Consider the following 21,602-nt stretch of genomic DNA (forward strand, 5'->3'; position numbering starts at 1 on the left):
ATATAATTTGTTTAGGCTTCTAATCTATTCTTTCATCTATAATGTAACGCGGTCTTTGTTTGACCTCAGCATATATTTTACCAATATATTCTCCTATAATACCAATGGAAAACAATTGAATCCCTCCTAAAAAGTACATCGGTAAAACAGTTGATAACCAACCCGGAACAGTATCTCCGGTAAAAAGAGCAGTAAAAGCGTAGCCACTCATAAGCAAACAAATGATAAAAATAATAAACCCTAATGCCGAAACTAATTTCAAAGGAAAATTACTGAAAGAAGTGATACCATTCCAGGCAAAGGAGAGCATTTTGCGAAACGGAAATTTAGAATTTCCGGCTAAGCGTTCTAATCGATCATAATAAATGATTTCTTTATTAAACCCTATTAACGGAATGATACCTCTAAGAAATAGATTAACCTCATTAAAATCAGAAAGAGCATTAATAACTCGGTTGCTGCATAATCTATAATCCGCGTGATTGGGAATCATATTAGATTTCATTTTCTTCATCAAAAAATAAAACAGCAAAGCAGAATTCTTTTTAAAAAAAGTATCTGTCATGCGTTCTTTTCTAACACCATAAACCACATCAATTCCCGACTTATATTTTTGAATCATTGCTTCAATAATTTGAACATCATCTTGTAAATCAGCGTCAATTGAAATTAATGCGTCCGCACCTGTATTATAAGTAAGCAAACCCGCTAACAACGCATTCTGATGACCAACATTTCCAGCCAATTTCAATCCTTTTACTACAACGCTTTGATTTGCTTTTTTTTGAATAATCTCCCAAGTTCCGTCTCTGCTTCCATCATCGATAAAAGCAATAAAACTTTTTTCTGAAATCAGCTCTCTCTCAACTAAATCAAGGATCAAAGTGCGGAGTTGTTTTTCAGTCTCCTCTAAGACCTGTTCTTCATTATAACAGGGAGAAACTATTCCTATGATAGGTTTAATAATAACATTCTTCATGATTTGATGTTAGAAATTGGAAAAATATAAATAGTTATTTTTTGAATTATTTTTTGAATCCAAGATATCCTATACAATCCGGCAGCACTCATAAGATACAAAGCAACTCTGGAAGGAAAAATATATCTTGGTTCCATATAGGTTAATCCATGAAAGATAAGTAAAGAAACAATTATACCCCAAAAAAGCCAGTATTGAATTAAATTTTTCTCAAGGAATAAAAATAATAAAGCACCCGCAACAATAATTAAATTAATAGAATTGATAAGCAAAATAAAAATCCAATAACCAATAGGTCCTTTTAATGGCCCTAAATCAAATTTATCAGGTTGAACACTATTAATAAAATAAACGTGACCGTAAAAACATTTCACAAAAAACTGTCTGATAAAGAAACCCGGATGCTCCAATGCATCATCAATTAGGAATTTTTTATAAACATCAGCATACGATTGATGCGTTTGATCTATAATAACTGAAAGTGCAGCACCACTTTTATTCCAGTTCTGATAATCTTTGCTATCTGGTCGAATATCACTTTCCCAAAAACGAAAATCAGTTGGCTCTTCCCTAAATTGAAATCTTCCTTGGTGTGCAACATAATAAAGCAAGCCTTCTTGGCTTCCTCCTGATTTATTTCCTGTTATTATTTTTGCAAGTTGCAAAACACCAAAACCTAATAATCCAACACAAAAAAAAGAAACCATCATTTTTTTTCCATAGCTTAAAAAGAATGATTTATTCTTAAAAAAAGCATACAAAACAACTAAAAAACCAAGCCCTAAAAGCAATAATGTATTAGGTCTGTTCAAAATCAAAAACCACATACCGAGTATTAAAAAAATCCAGCCTAATTTCTTGTTCGGTTGATGAAAGGCAATTGACCAGCCATAAATAGCTAACGTCAACGAGAAAAAAGCAGGCGCTTCAGCTAATATCCCTAAAGAATAATAACAGTGTATAGGAAAAAGAAAAAAAAGCAGCACACTTAAAAAACCTACTTCTTTAGAAAAAAGAGAACTTCCTATTCTAAATATCAGTAGTAAACTAATAGTAATAATGATTGAAGTAAATACAACCGCATATACCCAAAGCTGATCATCTGTCGCATCAACAGGTGCTAATGTATAAACGGGTGTATAAAAGAGTATGGGTCCCGGAGCTCTCGTAATTACAACCTTATCATATGCAACCGCTCCTTTAATAAATAGAGCTAAATTTTTAGATTCTTCATGAAAAGTAATATCCCCAAAAGGCTTCGCTTTAAAAGGAAGATTCAAAACTAGAACCATCATGAACGATGAAAGCAACACAATAATCGCATTAATCCTTTTAGTTGAAAAATCCATTTTATGCATACCTATTATTTTTTAATATCAAGTTTCAAAAAAATCAAGAAAAGTTGATTCAATTAGTTTGTAAAAATATTTATTGAGGCTTATGGAGAAACAGACTCCACCAACCTACTGTTCTGCCAATAGCCTCGGTCAACGCTTCCTTTCGTTTACTAGTTGTAAATGTATTGCTAAATCGAATCAATGTCAAAAGTATCGTTATGGAATGCCATTTTATTTTTGCTTCTAAAGACGGATTAGGATTTTTAGTGCGCCAAACATACCATCCGTTTCGAACAACCATTTTTCCATATTTATAGGGATTGGGTCTGCCAGATGGGTGATGAAAGTGATTTAACTGCACTTTTGTATTAACCACATTTTTACCAAACTGCAGAGCTCTAATGCAAAAATCAGCATCTTCATACAAACCATATCCTTCAAAATAGGTTGAGAATCGTAAAGAGTCAAATACTTTTTTTCGAAAAGCAAAGGACATGCCTATCAGTAAATCGACTTCGTAGCTTTTGCCATTTAAAGGAAAACCACAATTTTTGCCATGGGAATAGTCCGGCATTTTTCCAGCACCGAGATTAGATTGTAAACCCAAATAATTACGAACTACATTGCGTTGCCCTTCTTTGTACACATACCCTTCAAATTGAACATACTTATGTCTATGATACGTTATGCTAGGTTTTATTAAACTCCAATTATTCTCATTTACAGCTACACCACCTACTCCGGCAATAGCTTCGTCAGAAGCAAATGTCTCAATCAATTCCTGAAAATAGTCAGGCAATAATTCCGTATCATCATCGAGAAAAGCAATCACATCACTTGTAGAAGCTACTCTGTCCAATCCGTAATTTCTTTGTTTAGTTAAACCGCGAAAGTTTTCTGGAACTAAAAAATAGCAACTATTTTTAAACTGATTTTCCTGCAACAACTGTTCGGTTTCCCGGTTAGTTGATCCATCAATAATTAGGATTTCATCCGGATACACCGTCTGACCTTCTACCGACTGCAAAAGCTGTAATAGAGATTGAGGGCGCATATAAGTACAAATAATTAGAGAACACTTCATGCTTCTTTTTTTAATTTATTAGCCCAAAAAATGCTTTGCTTCCATTGTTTTTGAAACTGGTCATAATAGCGGAATGGATTTTTAATTTTCTGATGTTGATAATACTTGAAGAATAAAATAGTTTTATAACCCAATCGCTGTTCAACTGTAGTATGCAAAATTTTATACAACATGATTGTAGGGGAAGGTTTGGGTTGAATAACATCATTTTGCCATTGTAAAACAGGATTTGTTCTAAAACCGCCAACAGGAGCTTTTAAATGTAATATTTCAGGCTCCGGTAGATACAAAACATCAGTGCCGGTATTTCGCAATTGCATCCCAAAATCACCATCCTCTCCGTAACCAAATTCTAATGCCATATTAAATTTGACTTTTTCCAAAAGGTCTCTTCTCACGATACTATTACCAGCACCAAAAGTAGGCCATTGAATTACTTTAGTATACCTCTTTATTTCATTCTTTTGAGGATAAGAAACCGTCACAACTGGGCTTCCAAATTGTTGTATTAGTTTAAAAATGTCAACCAATAAATTAGGGGTAAAACGATTATCATCATCCGCTAAAAATACCCATTCACTTTGGGTTTGATTCAAAGCTAAATTTCTTGCATTGCAAGCACCGGATTGATGAGTAAAAATATGCTGAATATCGAAAGGCCATTTTTCTTTGGTAACATAATCCAATTCAGTCTCGCTCGCTTCTGATGGGTTTTGTTCTACGATAATGATTTTACGAGGCAATTTGACTTGTTCAGCAAAATCTTTTAATACATCATATAAATAGTTGCTTCTTCCAATGGTTGGAATAATGACATCAATAGTTCCTGAAGCAATAACCGCGCTTGAGGACTGAACAATAATCCCATCTAAGTTTATTGTATTGGTATTTCTATTCTTATATAAAAGAGAAATAATCATTGGAAATACAGGGAATTTTCTTTCGTACAACAGAAAGTTTAACAGCAATAAAAACACCCATCGTGTTTTATAGTGCTGTTTTACAAAACGAAAAAGAATAAACGTATTCTTTTTAGCGGGGTTGACAGTCGCGGGATGTTGTTTTAAAAGGTTAGGTTCTGAATAACACAACAACCCTTTTGGCATAGATAGTTTTGCTAAAGAGCACAAAAAATAGTCAAAATTTTTCTCGCAGGGAATTTCATTTTTTAAAGCTAAAAAAACAGCCGAATGAATGCCTCCAACCCAACTGCTCATTTGCCATGTTGGAAAAGTTACAGTACTATTTACCCTCGCAAAAGGAGATTCATCTATGTAACCAATATTGGTATCTAAATAAGAACTGCAAAAAGGATTATAGGAAAACAAAAGTTTTTTATGGTGGAATAATTTTTCAATTTCAGAAATATTCAATTGCTCTTTTAGACTCAAATGACACCAAACTAAAATCTCATCTGGAAAGTCATTTGCCAATAAAGCCATAAACGCGGCTATCGGTAAATGGCCATTCTTCTCAATTTCAAAAGAATCAGCATTCCTTAGCGCGACAACTTTAGTTTCATTATGATAAATAATTATCATAGCACTAATTTTTCAAGGAAGGCCCTGCAAACGTTATGATTTCATTTTTTCTGAATCGGACCGTTTGATAAGGATAATTCATTTTTTCGAAAAAGGCCTCCACTTTAATATAAGTAGCTGCTCCATCAACGATATGATAAGATGCTATGGCAAAATTAGGCTTTAGATTTCGTATCGTTTCTTCACAACCGGCCAGAGCTTCTATTTCGGCCCCTTCAATATCCATTTTTATGAAATCTAATTTCTTAATGTTATTATTTGCAACCCAATCATCAATTCGTACGGCTTCTTTTTTAACACATTTATCACTATCTGGAATCCAAATGGCAGAAGACCCTACGGTACCTGCTTCATAAAAATCAATCCACTTATTTTCATCCCAAAGCAACAAATTTTCGATTTTAATATTCCCCGGAAGATCATTGTTTAAACCTATATTACGGTCAATCCTCTCAACATTATAAATATCTGGTTCAAAAGCATAAACAACCCCTCCTTTACCGATCAACTTAGAAAATAAAATCGACAAATGCCCACAATTGGCTCCGGCATCAAGAACAACATCATTTTCTTTAACTTTATAAAAATGCTGGTAATAATTAAAATCTGGTGCTATATAATATAAAGCTTCATGGGTTACCATCGCTAAATCCTGAAAAGTAGTCTTATAAGCAACCGAAGTGCCGGCTCCTGGTACTAATTCATAAAAAGTATCTTTCGGTTTATTGATGCTGTAATAACCCAATTTGATTTTCTCTTTTATACCCCCATTAGGAAAAATGGCACTAATAATTTTTTTTATCTTTTTCTTCATTTTGATGCGATAACATTTTTATAAAACAACAAACTCTGTTTGGCAACGATTGATATACTAAATGTCTCTTCTACTTTTTTACGGGCTTGTATCCCAAATTCACTTTGCAAATTTAGATTTTCAAGCAAGGCAATAATTTTATTCGCATACGCCTTATGATGGGTCGGATGTTCCAAAAAACCATTAATCCCATCATCAAGAACCTCTCTTGCCCAACCAATAGTAGAGGCTACAATAGGTTTTTGAAGGGCCATCGCTTCAAGCCATGAAACAGGTAAAGCTTCTGCAAATGTAGGAAACACACAAACACTTGCTTGTTCTATTTCCTTTTTTATTTGACTATAGGGAACACTTCCTAAATAGGTTACATTAGGAATGGCTTCTAATGAAAATAATTTTTGCATCATCTGCCAAGTTGATGGAGCTCCAGAAATAACATCTGAGGCATCCCTCCCGACCAATACTAATTTTGCATTTGGATTTTTTTTAATCACTTCGTTAAAAATCAAAGGCAATTCTAACAATCCTTTTTTTCGAATTAAGGTCCCAAAATAAAGAACAATAGGCAAAAGAGTCGTTTTTTGATGTTCAACTTCAAAAGTAGTACAATTAACACTATTTGGAATAATGGTAAATTTCTTATTGAAACCAAATACTTGATTAGTCAAATCGGCTGTAAACTGACTCACAGAGAGCAAACCATCCGCTTGCAGTAAAGCGCGTCTTTCATGAAATTTATTCTTCCATTTTACGGGTCGTTGGTCCAAATGACAGAAATAAGTATCCGAACCGTTCAATCGAATGGCTATAGGGCATTTTTTAGGACTTATAAAAGAGGTAATTCCGGTCCAATCTGGTGCTTCTACGACATCAATTTCTTTGCTCTCATACAAACCATCAATTATTTTCTGAAGTTTTTTTCGAGTGAGATACCACGACAATCCTTTCAACTTAACATTTCGTATTTGCTGAACTACGATACCATTATCCTCAAAAACAGCCTCTTCTTTTTGGCCGTAAACCAAAACCCGAATGGAACAACCTTCCGCCAGAAGACCGATAGCTAAATTCCTGATACTGGTACCAATCCCTCCGGAGCTCCCGGTCTTTAAATGTGGATATTCAGGAGTCAGGAAAGCTATTTTCATAAATTATTTTTAATGATTGTTATTTTTCCAGAAATAAGGCGCTACTAAAATTTTCGTCTAAAGTAATACAACTGATTTATTTAGTAAAAAAATCACTGATAATGATACTGGTAAATTTCTTGGCACCGGCATCATTCAGATGGCCGCAAGAAGAAAAGTATGTATCACCCTGCACTACACCTTCATAATTATGAATTTCAGGATACATTTTAATGACTTTTTCAAAATAATCCATACCTAATACAGTACTGCACATTGGGGTTGTAACCACAATCAGATTAATCCGGTTAGTTTTACAAATTTGCTTAATTTCTTCGTAATACTTGTTATGTAAAGGCTTTAAATTAGCGATATTATTTTTCATATTGCCTTTTTTATTTCCTAATGGATAATAACCTAAATGGTCCAAACTATTTGTGGTTGCTGCTATAGCGGTTTTATACGCCTCTCGAAACCCAATACGGGTATCAAATACAATATAGCGGTAAAAAGGAATATAATACAAGGCTCTAAAATCGTTCTCTTTCGAAAAATGATCGCGAATGGTTTTGGATTGATGGATATAAGGTAAAAATCGCGCTGAAACACCTTCCGCTCTTTCTTCATTAGATAAATTCAAGTCAGCCTCCAGCAGAACAGTCTTTATTTTATAATTCCGCTCCACCATCAACTTGAGTAACAAAGAAGCTTCAAACAAATGTCCTCCGCTCATCCCGTAATTGAAAGCTTTCAAACCTTTTTGTTCAAACAAAGGGGTTACAAAATGATTATTAGCACGAGAGGAACCCAAAATAATGACATCATAATCCTTATTTTTAGAAGTATAGACCTGCTCTACTTTACTTCTTTTCGAAGAATGGGAATAAATACTGGTATATATAAAATCTAAAATTATCAACAATAAGACTGTTAATAGAAGTATTCTGATTGTAAAAATTAAAAATTTTTTCATGCTTTATTTATGTTCTTATGCTAATCATTTTTTAGGTCTAACATACTGTCGAAACCATATTCTCTAAAATTGGAAGTAGATAAATTCTTTATAATCTGAATACGTGCCCAAAGCGATAATAGCAAATAGACATAGCGCTAATTTTACCATACTATACTTGCCCGAAATAGGCTCTATTTGCGTGCGACTGTTCCATTCTGTTATAACAAAAGCGAAAACCAAAAGCAGAATTTCATAATTATAGCGTTCGTTTTCTAAGTATTGTGATGCAAAATTTCGATTGGTAACAATACGTCCAATATAATCAACAGCAACTTCAATTGATTTTGCCCTAAAGAAAATCCACGCCAAGCAGGTTAATGCAAACGTACTGATGATACTAAAAAAAACTTTAAAGGAAGCAAAATCCCAATACAAGGATACCGTTTCCATATTGGATCGGTTCTTATTTAAAAGCAATAAAGGTAAAAAATAAAGCGCATTAATAAATCCCCAAGCTATAAAAGTCCAATTGGCTCCATGCCAAAACCCACTCACTAGAAAAATAATAAAAGTATTCCGAACTTTCATGGTCATTCCACCACTGCTACCCCCCAAAGGAATGTATAAATAGTCTCGAAACCAAGAGGAAAGGGAAATATGCCAACGACGCCAGAACTCGGCTATATCGCGGGAAAAATACGGATAATTAAAATTGCGCAACAAATCAATACCAAACAATTTAGACATACCAAGAGCCATATCCGAATAACCTGAAAAATCACCATAAATCTGAAATGCAAAATAAACCGCACCCAATAATAATGACAGAGAATTCATCGATTCATAATTATCAAAAATCGCATTCGCATAGGTAGCGCAAGTATCCGCAATGACAACTTTTTTAACCAAACCCCAGATAAATTGGTAAATCCCTTCTTTGGCTTTCTCAAAATCAAAGCTGCGTTTTACTTTAACTTGTGGCAATAAATGTGTCGCTCTTTCAATAGGACCTGCTACCAATAAAGGAAAATAACTGACAAACAAAGAATAGTCTACAAAGTTATATTCTGCCTTAATTCTTTTTAAATAAATATCAATTACATACGACAAACCATGAAAAGTATAAAAAGAGATCCCTACAGGAAGTACTACATCCAGCAAAAGCGGACTGGTTTGTAAGCCAACACCATTCAACATTTCAGAGAAAGAACTGGCAAAAAAATTATAATATTTAAAGACGCCTAAAAAGCCCAGATTGATACTGATGCTCAACCAAAACCATATTTTACGACCAGTTTCAGTCTTAGCTTTTTCGATTCGAATACCGGTATAATAGTCCAAAAAAGTAGAGAAAACCAATAAGAACAAAAAACGCCAATCCCAACAGGAATAGAAATAATAACTCGCTATAATTAAGACTGCGTTTTGGGTACTTTTATTTTTGTTAAAAACAAACCAATACAGTAAGAATACGATAGGCAGAAAAAGAGCAAAGGAGAACGAATTAAAAAACATAAATACAATAAGATTATACGACTCAAAAGTAGTTAAAAACTAGTATATGCAAAGAAAATTGTAAAATTCAAATGGAAAGTTAGAAATATAAAAAACAACAGTTTTAATTTTAGGGAATGAGTTTTATCTTTATTCTCTACTACTCAATAAGCTTAAAATGATTTTCAATCATATTATTTAAGGATAAATCATGCAAGCCTCTACTTATTTCTGAATAATCTTCTAATAAATATTTACCACTTAAAATATTTTCTAAAATCTCTTTTAATGCTAATATATTAGACTCTTCAAATAAAAACCCATTTTTATTTTCAACAACCAAACCCAATACATTTCCTTGGTTCTTGGTTGTTACAACTGGGACGCCACTCAATAGACTTTCTACTACTGAATAGCAAAATGTTTCACCATGTGATGGATGAATTAAATAATCGTAATCCGAATATATTTCATTTAGATTAGAAACACTTCCTTTTAAAGTAATTATTTTTTCAAGTTCAAAATTCTGAATCATTTTTCTTAATTCTATTTCATAATATCCTTTACCATATATATCGATTGTAAAGTTATAGGATTTTAAATCCTTAACAGCTAAAATTAAATCTTGGATTCCCTTTTCTTTTCTTAGGTGTGAAGCTACTATAAATTTATTATGGGAACTATAATCGTTTTTCCTTTTGAATTTCAAAACATCTATTCCATTTAAAATAACGCTTGTTTTATTTTTTATTTGAATTCCAAAATCTAATATCAATTCATTTTTTGTTGAATCAGAAACCCCTACAAAAATATCTATAAAGCGTGAAAAAAGAGCTCCTTTGACTCGCTTTTCTATCCTTTTCTTTATGGGATATCCACCTAAAGGGCGAGGATTATGATCTATTGCAATCACTTTAGCTTTACTGACTTGTTTTATTTTTTTAAAAAAAGGAGTACACAATTCTATAAAATGCGTAATAATAAAAGAATAAGGGGTTTGGTTTTGAATACAAAAATCAAGAAAATAATTCTCTACGTTTTGATAGTTACTATTAAAAATAGTGAGCTTAGAATAGTCTCCATGTTGGGATTGATTAGGAAAAAACCAATCAACCTGAATCCCATTTTTTTTACATTTTGCATCAAACATCCAGAAAAAATAATCCATCCCGCCTACTCTTTCGGGTAGCAGTTCATAATTACAGATAAGGGCTATTTTTATTGGATTCATGTCCATTCGAATAAGGCAGTTACAATTCTTTTACTGGTACCCTCAAGAGGTTTACTTACCTGAAGTTGCATTAATTTTTCTCTGTTTAATTGATCCGTTTCCGGATACAAATAGTACAAATTAATAGCATCAATAAGTGCTTGTTCATTTTTTGCAATTCTCGTCGCACCACTCTTTACTACATTCACAATATGTGCATAATACAAAAAACGTTGATCATCATACAAACCGTTCTGACGATTCCCAAAAACAGGATTAATAACGGGTTTGTCAAACTGCATGAAATCCAAACTCATCGTAGACAACATATTGATATTAATATCTGCAAATTCCAATAAACTCCTCAAATCCTTAATATCAGCTATTGTTGGAATTCGCTGAGACCAAGCTTCCTGATGATTCTCCCTGCTTTGGATCCACTTAGGATAATTCCATTTTATGAAGGGATATTTCTCGACTATGCTTTTAAAACGAATAGGGTCTTCTGCAGGAGAAGTACGAACTATCAGGTTAACATCTGGAATCTTTTTTTCTAGTATAGCCTTGCATATCGTTTCAATATACAATTCATCATTTTTACTGGTAGCAATATCACCACAACTAAAGCAAATTATTTTCTTACGAATATCTAAATTAAATGTAGCATAAAATCGCTCTTTGTCAGAAGCATATCGATCTAAAACATAAGGTTCAAATTGCGGAGTACCTACCACTACTACATTTTCAGCCTGTATTGCCGAATAAAATTGCAACAGCTCTTTTTTCATTAATTCACTCCAAACTAAATAATAGTCAAAATCACCAGCCATTCTTCCTTTGGAGGCCAAATTATCCCAACTAAAAATAAAAGAACCGGTCTTGATTTGCAATTGAGCAGCTGCATAAATAAGAGGGGCTATGAAAGGAGGACGTTGATGAGTGAAAAACAAATTAGAAACACCGTGTTCTTGTAGAAGGGCAGTATATTTTTTTGTTATCTCATGAGAACTAAATGTCTTTTGCTGATAGTGATTATACCTTTGTATCCATTTTTCGGAATGAATGATTCTTGACCAAACATGGATAAAACGTATCGCAAATCCTCTTGGATTTCTTGCTTTGGTTTTTGAGGTTTTTAAATTATCGTTTATCCCAAAATTTCCTTTAGTATGCAATTGCAAATGGGAAACCTCTTTGGCTTTTCGAAAAAACCAAGTAAAAAAATGTTCGTTAAAAACCTCTAGTTCTACAATAGTACAATTCAAATCTAAAGAGTCATAAACGTTTTTTGGCAAACAGGAAAAAAGAACAACAGAATCAAATTGTAGCTTTGCTTCAGTCATAAAATCGCTTAATACAAAATTGCGATAGCCTACACCGTCAGTAATAACTATTCCTATTTTTTTCATTATATATCCTGCTAAATCAGCTATTATTCTTCAATTATCTATTTTTATTTGCCTTTAATTCAATCTATTTTTGAATCATCCAATATAAACTAATACACTGCCAAAGATGAAAACTCGAATTTTGGTTCCCCTCAAAATAAAGATCCAACTCCGTTCGCAATTCCTTTAAATCAAACCAAGCAGAAAACGAAGAGGTTTTGATTGTAGCAAAACAATGCGTAACCCACTCTTTCAAATCTTCCGCTAACCATTCTCTTTGTGGAGTTTGCAAAGGGCGTTTGGGTGCAAAAACCAAGTTATCATCCAAATATTCGGAAGCTATTTCTCGCAACATAAATTTAGTGATACCACTTTTTATTTTAAAGTCTAATGGTAACGAAAAGGCAAACTCCACCAATCTATAATCCAAAAAAGGCTCTCGCAATTCTGTAGAATATAGCATTGAAATTCGATCATTAAACCGCAAGGCTCGTGGGATTTTTGTGTAGAACAAATCTCGGTATTGTTTATTTAAAATCACATCCTCAAAAGGTTTTGGATAAACTGGTTTTTGTGCTTTATTCAAAAAAGAATTGGCAAGTATATTCGTTTTGAATGGTGAATCCGTAATCCCTTGAATGATTATATCATTTTCTTGGGTATAATAATCATAACCCGCCCATTGCTCGTCCATACCTTGACCATCGAGCAGAACTAATACCTTGTCTTTTCGGGCTTGTTCGAAAATTTTAGCGTATGCCAAAGTAGGAATTCCTCCATAAGGCTCATCTTGTTGCCACGCCATTTTTTCGGATAAATCAGGAACCTCATCGGCTTGAAGAAGCACTGTAGTCAACGGGTTATTAGTTTTGGCTATCATTTGTTCCACCCAAGGTAATTCGTCATAATCTGGATTATCAGAATAGAAAGTATAGGCATTGATTCTTGATTGCTGAGTAACAGTTGCCGATTTTCGGCTTTTTATAGTAGCATTGATATTGCCACTACCTTCCTTTTGTAAATTGACTAAGGCTAACAATACAGAACTATCTAATCCACCACTAATAGTAAATCCGACTGGGACATCTGCCCGAAAACGCAAATTAATGCTGTCTTTTAAAAGAGCAACATAGTGTGCTTTGGCTTGCTCGAAAGTTAAGTTTTGGGGTTGTTTCGCAACCTCTTCTTCAAAGGAATACCATTTTTTTATATGTAACTCTTGATTTTCGTATTCTAAAAAATGCCCGCCAGACAATTGTGAAATACCTTCCCAAAAAGTTTCCTCGGGATTGCCATAGGAACCATAGGCAAAATAAGAAGCCCATACGTTCTCATTGGGGATTTTTGAAATTCCAGCCGCATGAATGGCTTTTATTTCAGAGGAAAAATAAAGAGAATTGTCTTTTAAAGCGTAAAAAAAGGGTTTTACACCAAATCGGTCTCTGGCCGCAAATAGTTTTTTTTCTTGAGCATCCCAAATCGCAAAAGCAAACATACCATTGCATTTTTGCAAACAGGCTGCACCATAAACAAGATAAGCAGCTAATAAAACCTCGGTATCCGATTCCGTTTTAAAAGTATACTGTTCCTGCAACTGGGCTTTCAGCTCTATGTAATTATAAATTTCTCCATTAAAAACCAAACTATACCGTCCTGAAGAATCTAAAAAAGGCTGGTTGGACTGAGGAGACAAATCAATAATGGCCAATCGGTTGTGCCCTAAAGCTGCAAAACCTTCATCAAAAAAACGTCCCGTACTATCTGGACCACGATGATACTGACTAGTCAACATCGCATCCAACTGAACACTTTTGTAATCGCCTATTATCCCTGCAATACCGCACATTATTTTTGTTGTTTTTTAATCATTTCCTCCGCTTTATCCCAATCCGCCAATGTATCAATATTGACATACAATTCGGGGTCCGATTCAATAAAAGCAGTCGATTTACCATACAAAGAACGGTCTCTTAAAAGCACTTCCGTTTTAGTAATATAAATACTGCCATCCCTATGATAAACAATTGGAAGTTCCTGCCGCCTACTGATAATCTGTTCTTCACCTGTAGCTATTTTTAAATTTCCTCTAGAATCCACTTCAAACGTCCAATGAGGGTTGTATTCAGGGGGTACCTGTTGTACCGAAACCAAAGAATCACAACCACTTGCCATGAATTTTTCAATGGCGGCATCAAGGAAACTAACAGTCCTAAATGGACTTGTCACCTGAAGCAGGCACACCGCATCAAAGAAAATATTTTGAGCTTGATACCATTCCAAAGCATGAATAATAACATCAATAGTAGGAGTTGTATCTAATGCCAATACGCTGGGTCTAATGAATGGAACTGCAACTCCCAATTCCTTGGCTACTGTTATAATTTGTGGATTATCACTGGACAATATGACTTCTGAAAGATAATGCGATTGCAAGGCTACTTCTGAAGTATAGGTCAATAATGGCTTACCTGCTAGGTTTTTAATATTTTTTCCTGGTACTCCTTTCGAGCCGCCACGAGCTGGTATTAAGCCTAAAATTCGCATTAGTAGGTAATCGTTTTATGAAACTGCAACGGTAATTGCAATAATAAATCAGCAATATACACCCCTGCATTCCCGTTTCCATAAATAGGAGACGAAAGGGACTTCCCTTTTGTTATAGCAAATAAAATTGCCGCTTCAATTTTCTCCTGAGAATAATCAACATCAATACTGTTACCACCTCTGTCTCTTCTATTTTGTCGGGAACCGATATTGACAACAGGGATGCCCAAGAAAGCACATTCACGAATCCCAACGCTGGAATTCCCAATCAAACAAGAGCTGTGCTGGAGCAACTGCAAGAAATCTTTTCCTTCCATATTTTTAAAAAAATGAACATTGGGTAACTGATGTTGTTCTCTAAAAGCACGAATTCCAGTTGAAGTACCATCTGCTCCAGCGTCAACATTAGGCCAAAACCACAACGTAGGTTTTTTTAAGGAATGAATCGCTTCAAGTGTGGCTTCAATATGCTTACGGGAGTCTTGATATTCTGTGGTAACCGGATGCTGCATGACAACTAAATACCCTTCAGACAAATCTGGTTTTGCACCCACGCCACCATACTTCTCATAAGGATCAAAAGGAAGCGAGGTACTTTGCAATACGGTTGTTGCTAAATCAATGGAGGGGCATCCAGTATTGAAAACTACATTAGGCTCTTCTCCTAATTTAATGACGCGTTCTTTTGCATTTTCAGAGGCTACAAAATGATAATCAGCTAATTTGGTAATAGCGTGACGCACTTTTTCATCAATATTTCCGGTCACTTCACCTCCTTGGATATGTGCTAATGGAATGTTCATATAAGACGCTGCAATAGCAGTGGCCATTGTTTCAAATCGATCGGCAACAGTGACTACTATGTCAGGTTTTAAATTATCAAAAACAGTGGACAATTCCAAAATACCTATTCCAGTAGTTTTTGCTGCGGCAGTCAAATTCTCTCCTTCTAACACATTAAATACTTTGGCAGCGATGGCAAAACCATCTTTTTCAATATAATTAATAGCCGAACCATATCGATCTAGTAAGGCAGAGGCGGCAACTACCAATTGCAAATCCAAATCTGGATGTTGTTGAATGGCAGACAAAACCGTTTTAACACGGCTGTAAGAAGGACGTGCTGTTACAACTACAGCTATTTTTCGTTTTTGATTCATACTAAATCATCTTCATTTAAAAAATTCCATTGCTTCATATCGGACGTAAGTGTTCTACCAATAACTTCATTGTATTTACTGGCTAAAATACCAAATCCTTTTGGTTTTTTAGCTTCCAAATCCTCGAAAGTAAGAATATGATTTTTAGGCAAATCCTTGTTTACTGCCAATGATTTTTCAAAAATTTGCTTTAATGGGGCTAAATAACTAATATCGTTTTTATCAATTGGATGAGCCAATGATGTGGCTATAGAACGAACAGCTTGCACTAAATCTTTTACTTCTGGTATCGTTAATGAAGCTTTTGCATCAGGCCCAAAAAGCTGCCGATCAAAAACCACATGAAATTCCAATATACTGGCTCCCAAAACTGTTGCTGCAATACACGTTGCTGTTCTGGCCGAATGATCTGAAAAACCAACTGCCACACCATACCTACTTTTCAATTCTTGAATCACGTTCAACCCATATTGTTCGGGCTGTGTAGGATAAGAGGTCGTGCATTGTAAAACAGAAAAACTGACATTTCTTTCTTTTAGAAAAGATACAGCATTGTCCAATTCTTCATAAGAACTCATTCCCGAAGACAAAATTACAGGCTTCCCAGTTTGGGCAATTTTTTCTAAAATCAAAAAGTTGTTGACTTCACCCGAACCAATTTTATATTGTTTTATACCTATTTCCTCCAACCAATCAACCGCTAAATTACTGAAAGGGGAACAAATAAAATCAAGACTCAAACGCTCACAATACTGTTTGATTGCTCTCCATTGCTCTAAGGAAAAACTCATGCGCTTCCAATAATCAAATCTAGTTTTATCTTCCAGAGAGAATTGAATCCGAAAAGGTTCGTATTCACTACTTTCAGCTTCGGCGATGTGCATTTGAAACTTAACCGCATCAACTCCAGTTTGTGCAATAGCATCGATATAAGAATATAATATTCCTAAACTGCCTTCATGAGCCTGACCAATTTCGGCAATGATATAAGGGGATGATTTTTGTAACATGTAATTTTTATAAATCTATTTTCTAAATTAAAATGCATTGATAGTAAAAATACTTAATTTTCTGGCTGCCAGTATATTTTTGTATTCGGAATTTTATGATAAGCTTCGTACTCTTGCGAACTTAGTCTGTTACTGTCTCTTATAATTTTGGGAATAGCCCAGACTAAATCAAAAATTGCTAAAATAATGGCTTTCAAAGCTATGAAATCACCCTTAAAAACTTTTAACTTTAATTGAATCCAAATCGAATAACCCATTTTTTTGGGAATTAAAATAATCGGATAAAACAAAAAATACAAATACCAGCCTGAACGCAAAGATCTGCGTAACCTGATTCCATAATCTGAATTGTTTCTTCGAGATTTCACATTCACTCTATGATTCACCAAGACTTCAGGCAAATAGTGAACTTCCCAGTTTTTTTTGAATAATTGATAAGATGCAAAACTCTCTTCGCCATAAAAAACAAACCACTCCGGATAATGGGGAATGTCCCGCCAGGCTTTCATGCGCCAGACATGGGCACAGCCTACAAATCCTTGTACTTGATTTGGGTTTTCGCGGGTTAAAACAGTAACCGGTTCTTCGAGTCCCCAAAAAATGCGCAAGGCAACTAAGCCACAATTGGCATTTTCCTCAAAATACTTTTGAATGGTTTCCAATGGCTTTTCAGTAACAAAATGGGCGTCATCATCCAATGAAATGGCATAATCTGTCTTGGTTTCGTTCAGCATCTTGTTCCTGCAAAAGATATAACCTTTGGAAATCGCATTCCTGTGGAGTTTAACCTTCGGAAAGTTCTCTTTTACATACTCATAAGTGCCATCGGTGGAACCGTCATCAAAAACAACACATTCCACACTATCCTCCGTTAAGAAATATTTGATTTTATTCAAGGTAAAAGCCAAATCGGTTAGGCGATTTTTGGTGGTGATGAGGATGGAAAAAGAGTATTGCGTTTCTGCCATTTTATGTGGGGATTACATTATTGCTTATTTGATTCAAACAATATTTTATCCAACATTTTTTTGAAATTTTCATCCGAAAAATAATCCCCGAATGGATAAACCGCCTCATCAGAATTCATCCTGTTTACAATGAAGTTTTCCAGTTTTTGCTTGATTTCTTCCTTATCTGTACAACTGGCAATATATTGATTGTCTGTAATTATCCTTCTCATTTCACTTCTTTCAGGAGAAATGGACAGAATAGGTTTTTCTACTGCTGCCAAGAAAGGGGCTTTTCCTACCAGAATATTGCAACAAATTGGACCGTTTTCCAAGATGATATTAATATCGGCTTCATGCATTTGCTCGTTACAGGAATTAGAAAAGCTTGACATATTCAAAATTATAATATTGGGAATTTTTGCATATTTAGTCTCTAATTCCTTTATATCTATTCCTTTCAATCGCAAAACAAACTCGGTATTTTCTTTATACAGATGATTATTATCGACCAATTCTTTGTAAGCATCTAAAATGACATTGACATCTCTACCAAACTGGATCGCACCGTGATAGGAAATCAATATTTTTTTATTTTTTTTCAATACAGTACTTACATCGGACAAATCAAAAACACTTGCATCGTATTGATGTGGCAAGTTGTAAAATTTCTTTCTGCACCCATATAAAGACTGTAAATCTTCTGACATTAAACTTGCAGAACTCATACAGGTTTTCGACTGACTTATTACTTCAAACATCTCTTTTAGTTTAAAAAGCTCCAAATTAGTCAATGGCGTTTCTGAACCAGGATACCAAAATAAGGGATAAGGATCGTGAAAATTAACAATGGCCTTTTTAAGAATGGGTAAATCTTTGGACCCTAAAATCGTTTCATGACCTGTTCCTGCACTTCGAATAAAAATATGATCGTATTCGAGATGGTCAATTTTTGCAATATACGAGCCATATAATCTATGAATGTGAGTTCTTATCAATGAAATATAGAACAATCTCCAATAAATTTTATTGACCCATTTAGTAAAAAAAGGAATTTTTAAATCAAGTACACATTCGTTTATAGAATCAACCGGCAATAATTCCAACTGGTCATCACTGTCCTCCTGTTTTAAATAAACCACATCAATAATAGATTGAGGATAAGCAATTCTTAGTTTTGCCAAGAAAGACCTAGATACAATACCTTCACTGGTTCCCCAAGCTCTTAAATCTTGCGCGATTATTAAAAACTTCATTGTTATTTATTTTTTTTTAAAATGGCTTGAATCACATTAAACATAAATATCAAATACTGTTTAAAGTAAAAACTAGTAACATACAATTTAATAAACTGCATCCAAAAATAGACATTCTTTTTATTATCTAGGAATGTTTTTTCTAGCCTAGTCCTCAAAACAGCAAGTTGTTCGGAATCAAAAAAATGTTTTTTATCATATAATAGATAATGATAAAATCCAAAAGTGGCAATATTTTTTGCCTTTAAATTATCCCTCTTTGAAGTAATATTCAAACTACTATGTCTAAAATAAACCTGAGAATTGTTTATAGTATACAAAAACGAAAAATTGGAAACCTCTAAAACGGCAAGATAATCACTATACCAAGCCAATGGTAAATCTTTAAATTTCACTTTATCAAAATCTGCCCTTCTAAAAATAAATTCGCTCAAAGAACTTCTTGTTCCTCCTTTCAATTTTCGCATTAAAAAGTCAGTGGATTTTTCTAGCTTTGGATGAATATACAGCTTTGAAATTACTTCTCCTTTGTCGTTGATAACCGCTGTTGCATATCGGATTACATTAATTTTCAGCGCCTCTATTTTGTTCCTGTTTTCATAAAATGCAGATACAAAATTATCCTGCAAAACATCATCATCACCTAAAACCAACAACCATTCTTCATTTTGCATAAGCGAAATACAACGATGCCATTGTTGCACCAAAGAAGTACTTCCCAAATTAGTTTCGAATCGATGGTATACAAAATCAAATTGACCTTTATATTTTTCTAATAAATCCGTTGGGGTTTCTGGACTAGCATCATTTCCAATATAAACTTTAAATCGCTTATCCGTTTGATTCGCCAACGACTGTAAGGTTTCTTCGAAAAAAGTAATTTTATAATAAGGAATTACGATGGCGACCATATACAAAAAAGAGTTATTTAGATTTTAATTTTAAAATAGCGGGAAGAAACCGCTTAAACAACTTTAAAACTCCCGCTGATTTCAAAACTTTTTTAATCATCAAACCCGATTGATGGGTATTCGATTCTTTAATCGCTCGCAATCTGCTTTTTAAATCTTCATTTGATTTATAATATCTCGAAATTAGAACCAAAGAAAGTTGATGAAATTCTTCTTCTGACAAAAAAATTTTAAAATAGGCATAGGCTTTAAGCTGGTCTTCATACAAACTTTTGGTCCTAGTTCTACTCTTTGGATTTTGTCTGTAAAAAGCCAATGGTTTGTCTAAAAAAATAGCCTTACGAGCCTTTTTGAAAACAGAAACCCAAACAATCCAATCTTCTTGGGCAGTCATGTCTTCTGGAAATCGAATACTTTCAAATAGTGAAGCTTCAAAAAAACCACAATGGATTGGAATTGTAAATGATGCTCCCCATTGATAAAGCAAGCCTTCAAAATTGAACAATTGTGGATTCAAATTACAGTATGGAATTGAAGCCTCAAAAGGATTATCAACAAACATTCTGAAATTTGAAATTACAATTTTTATGCCATCATCTGCATGAATCCGATTCAACGACAATTCCAATTTTTTTTCATCCAAAACATCATCCGAATCAAGAAACTGTATATAATCGCCTTTTGCTTTTTCTATTGCTAAATTTCTAGAATTGCTGACTCCTCCATTTTCTTTATGCAAATAAACGAATCGACTATCTTTTGCTACCCATTTTTGGGCGATATAGTCTGTATCGTCTGAACTGCCATCATTGATAATCATACATTCCCAATTTTCATAGGTTTGGTCTAATACCGATTGCAATGTGGCATCCAAAAATTGGGCTTGGTTGTAACAGGGAACTATGATGGAAACTAATGGGTTCATAAATTAAAAATACTGATTAAAAATCGCCTACAATATTTCAGAAACGAAGTTAGTTTAAAATACTTTAAATAGAATGGCATCAAAAACAACCATTCTTTTAAATTTAATTTTCTGCTTTTTTTTATTGCTCTTTCATATTCCAACAACAATTCGATAAGTTGTGCTTTTTCAAATGCTTTTGATTTTTTTAAAATTAAATCTTTTAAAAATTGGATGGAAACTCCATTCTTTACATCTTCATTATCTAGTTTCCCTGTTATACTGCTACTCGAAATCCTGACAAACACAATAGCTTCATTTATGGAATAAATCGGCTTGTTCTCTGAAAAATCTATCCAAGCTTTATCGTCGCTGTGCCAAGCCAAGGGATAATTGCTAAATCCTTTTGACAAAAAAGATTCTTTTGAAAATACATATTCCGATAATGAACTTCTTGTTAATCCTTTTAATTTTCTAAAATAGGAATCAGTTGCTTTTTCCCTTTTGGGTTGCAAATAAGCTTCCGATATTTTTCCGGATTTTTGATTTACAATTTTGGTTGCAAAACGGACTACACTTGATTTTGTATTAAACGTATCATAATTTTTATGCCACGATGCTACAACTTCAATATCTAAGTAATCATCATCGCCCAAAATCATGAGCCATTCTTGGTTGGCTGAAAGTGTGATACAACGCTCCCATTGTTGTGTCAATGAAGTACCTCCCAAATTAGCTTCAAATCGATGGTACACAAAATCAAATTGACCTTTATACTTTTCCAACAAAGCTAGTGGAGGTTCTGGACTGGCATCATCGCCAATATAGACTTTAAATCGTTTATCGATTTGACTCGCTAACGACTGCAAGGTCTCTTCGAAATAAACAAGCTTGTAATAAGGAATGATGATGGCTAGCATTTGATCTTTTATTTTTTGAAA

19 protein-coding genes are annotated in these 21,602 nt (G+C 34.0%); all 19 read right to left on the bottom strand.

Annotated features, from left to right (window positions below):
- Window positions 1–19 precede the first annotated feature (19 nt).
- Window positions 20–979: a glycosyltransferase family 2 protein gene (locus QLS97_RS13560; protein WP_282717397.1), complete on the bottom strand. Its 960-nt coding sequence runs from the start codon at window positions 977–979 to the stop codon at window positions 20–22.
- Complete coding sequence (locus QLS97_RS13565) at window positions 976–2,337, bottom strand: glycosyltransferase family 39 protein (protein WP_282717399.1); 1,362 nt, start codon at window positions 2,335–2,337, stop codon at window positions 976–978. The genes QLS97_RS13560 and QLS97_RS13565 overlap by 4 nt, the downstream gene beginning before the upstream one ends.
- Before the next feature lie 70 nt (window positions 2,338–2,407).
- Window positions 2,408–3,400, bottom strand: a complete 993-nt coding sequence (locus QLS97_RS13570) for a glycosyltransferase family 2 protein (RefSeq protein WP_282717401.1) — start codon at window positions 3,398–3,400, stop codon at window positions 2,408–2,410.
- Window positions 3,397–4,941, bottom strand: a complete 1,545-nt coding sequence (locus QLS97_RS13575) for a glycosyltransferase family 2 protein (RefSeq protein WP_282717402.1) — start codon at window positions 4,939–4,941, stop codon at window positions 3,397–3,399. The genes QLS97_RS13570 and QLS97_RS13575 overlap by 4 nt, the downstream gene beginning before the upstream one ends.
- 4 nt (window positions 4,942–4,945) lie before the next feature.
- A complete protein-coding gene (locus QLS97_RS13580) occupies window positions 4,946–5,755 on the bottom strand; it encodes an FkbM family methyltransferase (RefSeq protein ID WP_282717403.1) in 810 nt (269 codons plus the stop codon).
- Window positions 5,752–6,903, bottom strand: coding sequence for a glycosyltransferase family 4 protein (locus QLS97_RS13585; RefSeq protein ID WP_282717404.1), 1,152 nt, complete (start codon window positions 6,901–6,903; stop codon window positions 5,752–5,754). The genes QLS97_RS13580 and QLS97_RS13585 overlap by 4 nt, the downstream gene beginning before the upstream one ends.
- A 76-nt stretch (window positions 6,904–6,979) precedes the next feature.
- The gene (locus tag QLS97_RS13590) at window positions 6,980–7,855 is read right to left on the bottom strand and encodes a hypothetical protein (protein WP_282717406.1); all 876 of its coding nucleotides are present in this window, start codon (window positions 7,853–7,855) and stop codon (window positions 6,980–6,982) included.
- A 63-nt stretch (window positions 7,856–7,918) separates the two neighbouring features.
- Window positions 7,919–9,352 (bottom strand): MBOAT family O-acyltransferase, encoded by a 1,434-nt coding sequence (locus tag QLS97_RS13595; protein ID WP_282717407.1) that lies wholly within the window; start codon window positions 9,350–9,352, stop codon window positions 7,919–7,921.
- A gap of 139 nt (window positions 9,353–9,491) precedes the next feature.
- Window positions 9,492–10,562: a glycosyltransferase family 4 protein gene (locus tag QLS97_RS13600; protein WP_282717408.1), complete on the bottom strand. Its 1,071-nt coding sequence runs from the start codon at window positions 10,560–10,562 to the stop codon at window positions 9,492–9,494.
- A complete protein-coding gene (locus tag QLS97_RS13605; RefSeq protein ID WP_282717409.1) occupies window positions 10,559–11,950 on the bottom strand; it encodes a hypothetical protein in 1,392 nt (463 codons plus the stop codon). The genes QLS97_RS13600 and QLS97_RS13605 overlap by 4 nt, the downstream gene beginning before the upstream one ends.
- 64 nt (window positions 11,951–12,014) lie before the next feature.
- Window positions 12,015–13,775: an asparagine synthase (glutamine-hydrolyzing) gene (gene asnB, locus QLS97_RS13610; protein WP_282717410.1), complete on the bottom strand. Its 1,761-nt coding sequence runs from the start codon at window positions 13,773–13,775 to the stop codon at window positions 12,015–12,017.
- Window positions 13,775–14,473: an acylneuraminate cytidylyltransferase family protein gene (locus QLS97_RS13615; RefSeq protein ID WP_282717411.1), complete on the bottom strand. Its 699-nt coding sequence runs from the start codon at window positions 14,471–14,473 to the stop codon at window positions 13,775–13,777. Before QLS97_RS13615 ends, asnB begins: the two co-directional genes overlap by 1 nt.
- On the bottom strand, window positions 14,473–15,633 hold the full coding sequence (gene neuC, locus QLS97_RS13620) for a UDP-N-acetylglucosamine 2-epimerase (protein ID WP_282717413.1): 1,161 nt from the start codon (window positions 15,631–15,633) through the stop codon (window positions 14,473–14,475). The genes QLS97_RS13615 and neuC overlap by 1 nt, the downstream gene beginning before the upstream one ends.
- Window positions 15,630–16,643: an N-acetylneuraminate synthase family protein gene (locus QLS97_RS13625; protein WP_282717414.1), complete on the bottom strand. Its 1,014-nt coding sequence runs from the start codon at window positions 16,641–16,643 to the stop codon at window positions 15,630–15,632. Before QLS97_RS13625 ends, neuC begins: the two co-directional genes overlap by 4 nt.
- 53 nt (window positions 16,644–16,696) lie before the next feature.
- Window positions 16,697–17,611, bottom strand: a complete 915-nt coding sequence (locus tag QLS97_RS13630) for a glycosyltransferase family 2 protein (protein WP_282717416.1) — start codon at window positions 17,609–17,611, stop codon at window positions 16,697–16,699.
- A 17-nt stretch (window positions 17,612–17,628) separates the two neighbouring features.
- Window positions 17,629–18,846 carry a glycosyltransferase family protein gene (locus QLS97_RS13635; protein ID WP_282717418.1) on the bottom strand — a complete coding sequence of 406 codons (1,218 nt, stop codon included), beginning with the start codon at window positions 18,844–18,846 and terminating at the stop codon, window positions 17,629–17,631.
- Window positions 18,847–18,848: 2 nt separating this feature from the next.
- A complete protein-coding gene (locus QLS97_RS13640; RefSeq protein ID WP_282717419.1) occupies window positions 18,849–19,757 on the bottom strand; it encodes a glycosyltransferase family 2 protein in 909 nt (302 codons plus the stop codon).
- 13 nt (window positions 19,758–19,770) lie between these two features.
- Window positions 19,771–20,682, bottom strand: a complete 912-nt coding sequence (locus QLS97_RS13645; RefSeq protein ID WP_282717421.1) for a glycosyltransferase family 2 protein — start codon at window positions 20,680–20,682, stop codon at window positions 19,771–19,773.
- Window positions 20,679–21,581, bottom strand: coding sequence for a glycosyltransferase family 2 protein (locus QLS97_RS13650; protein ID WP_282717422.1), 903 nt, complete (start codon window positions 21,579–21,581; stop codon window positions 20,679–20,681). Before QLS97_RS13650 ends, QLS97_RS13645 begins: the two co-directional genes overlap by 4 nt.
- Between the last annotated feature and the right edge of the window lie 21 nt (window positions 21,582–21,602).

The sequence above is a fragment of the Flavobacterium yafengii genome (assembly GCF_030010375.1).
GTDB classification, from domain to species: domain Bacteria; phylum Bacteroidota; class Bacteroidia; order Flavobacteriales; family Flavobacteriaceae; genus Flavobacterium; species Flavobacterium yafengii.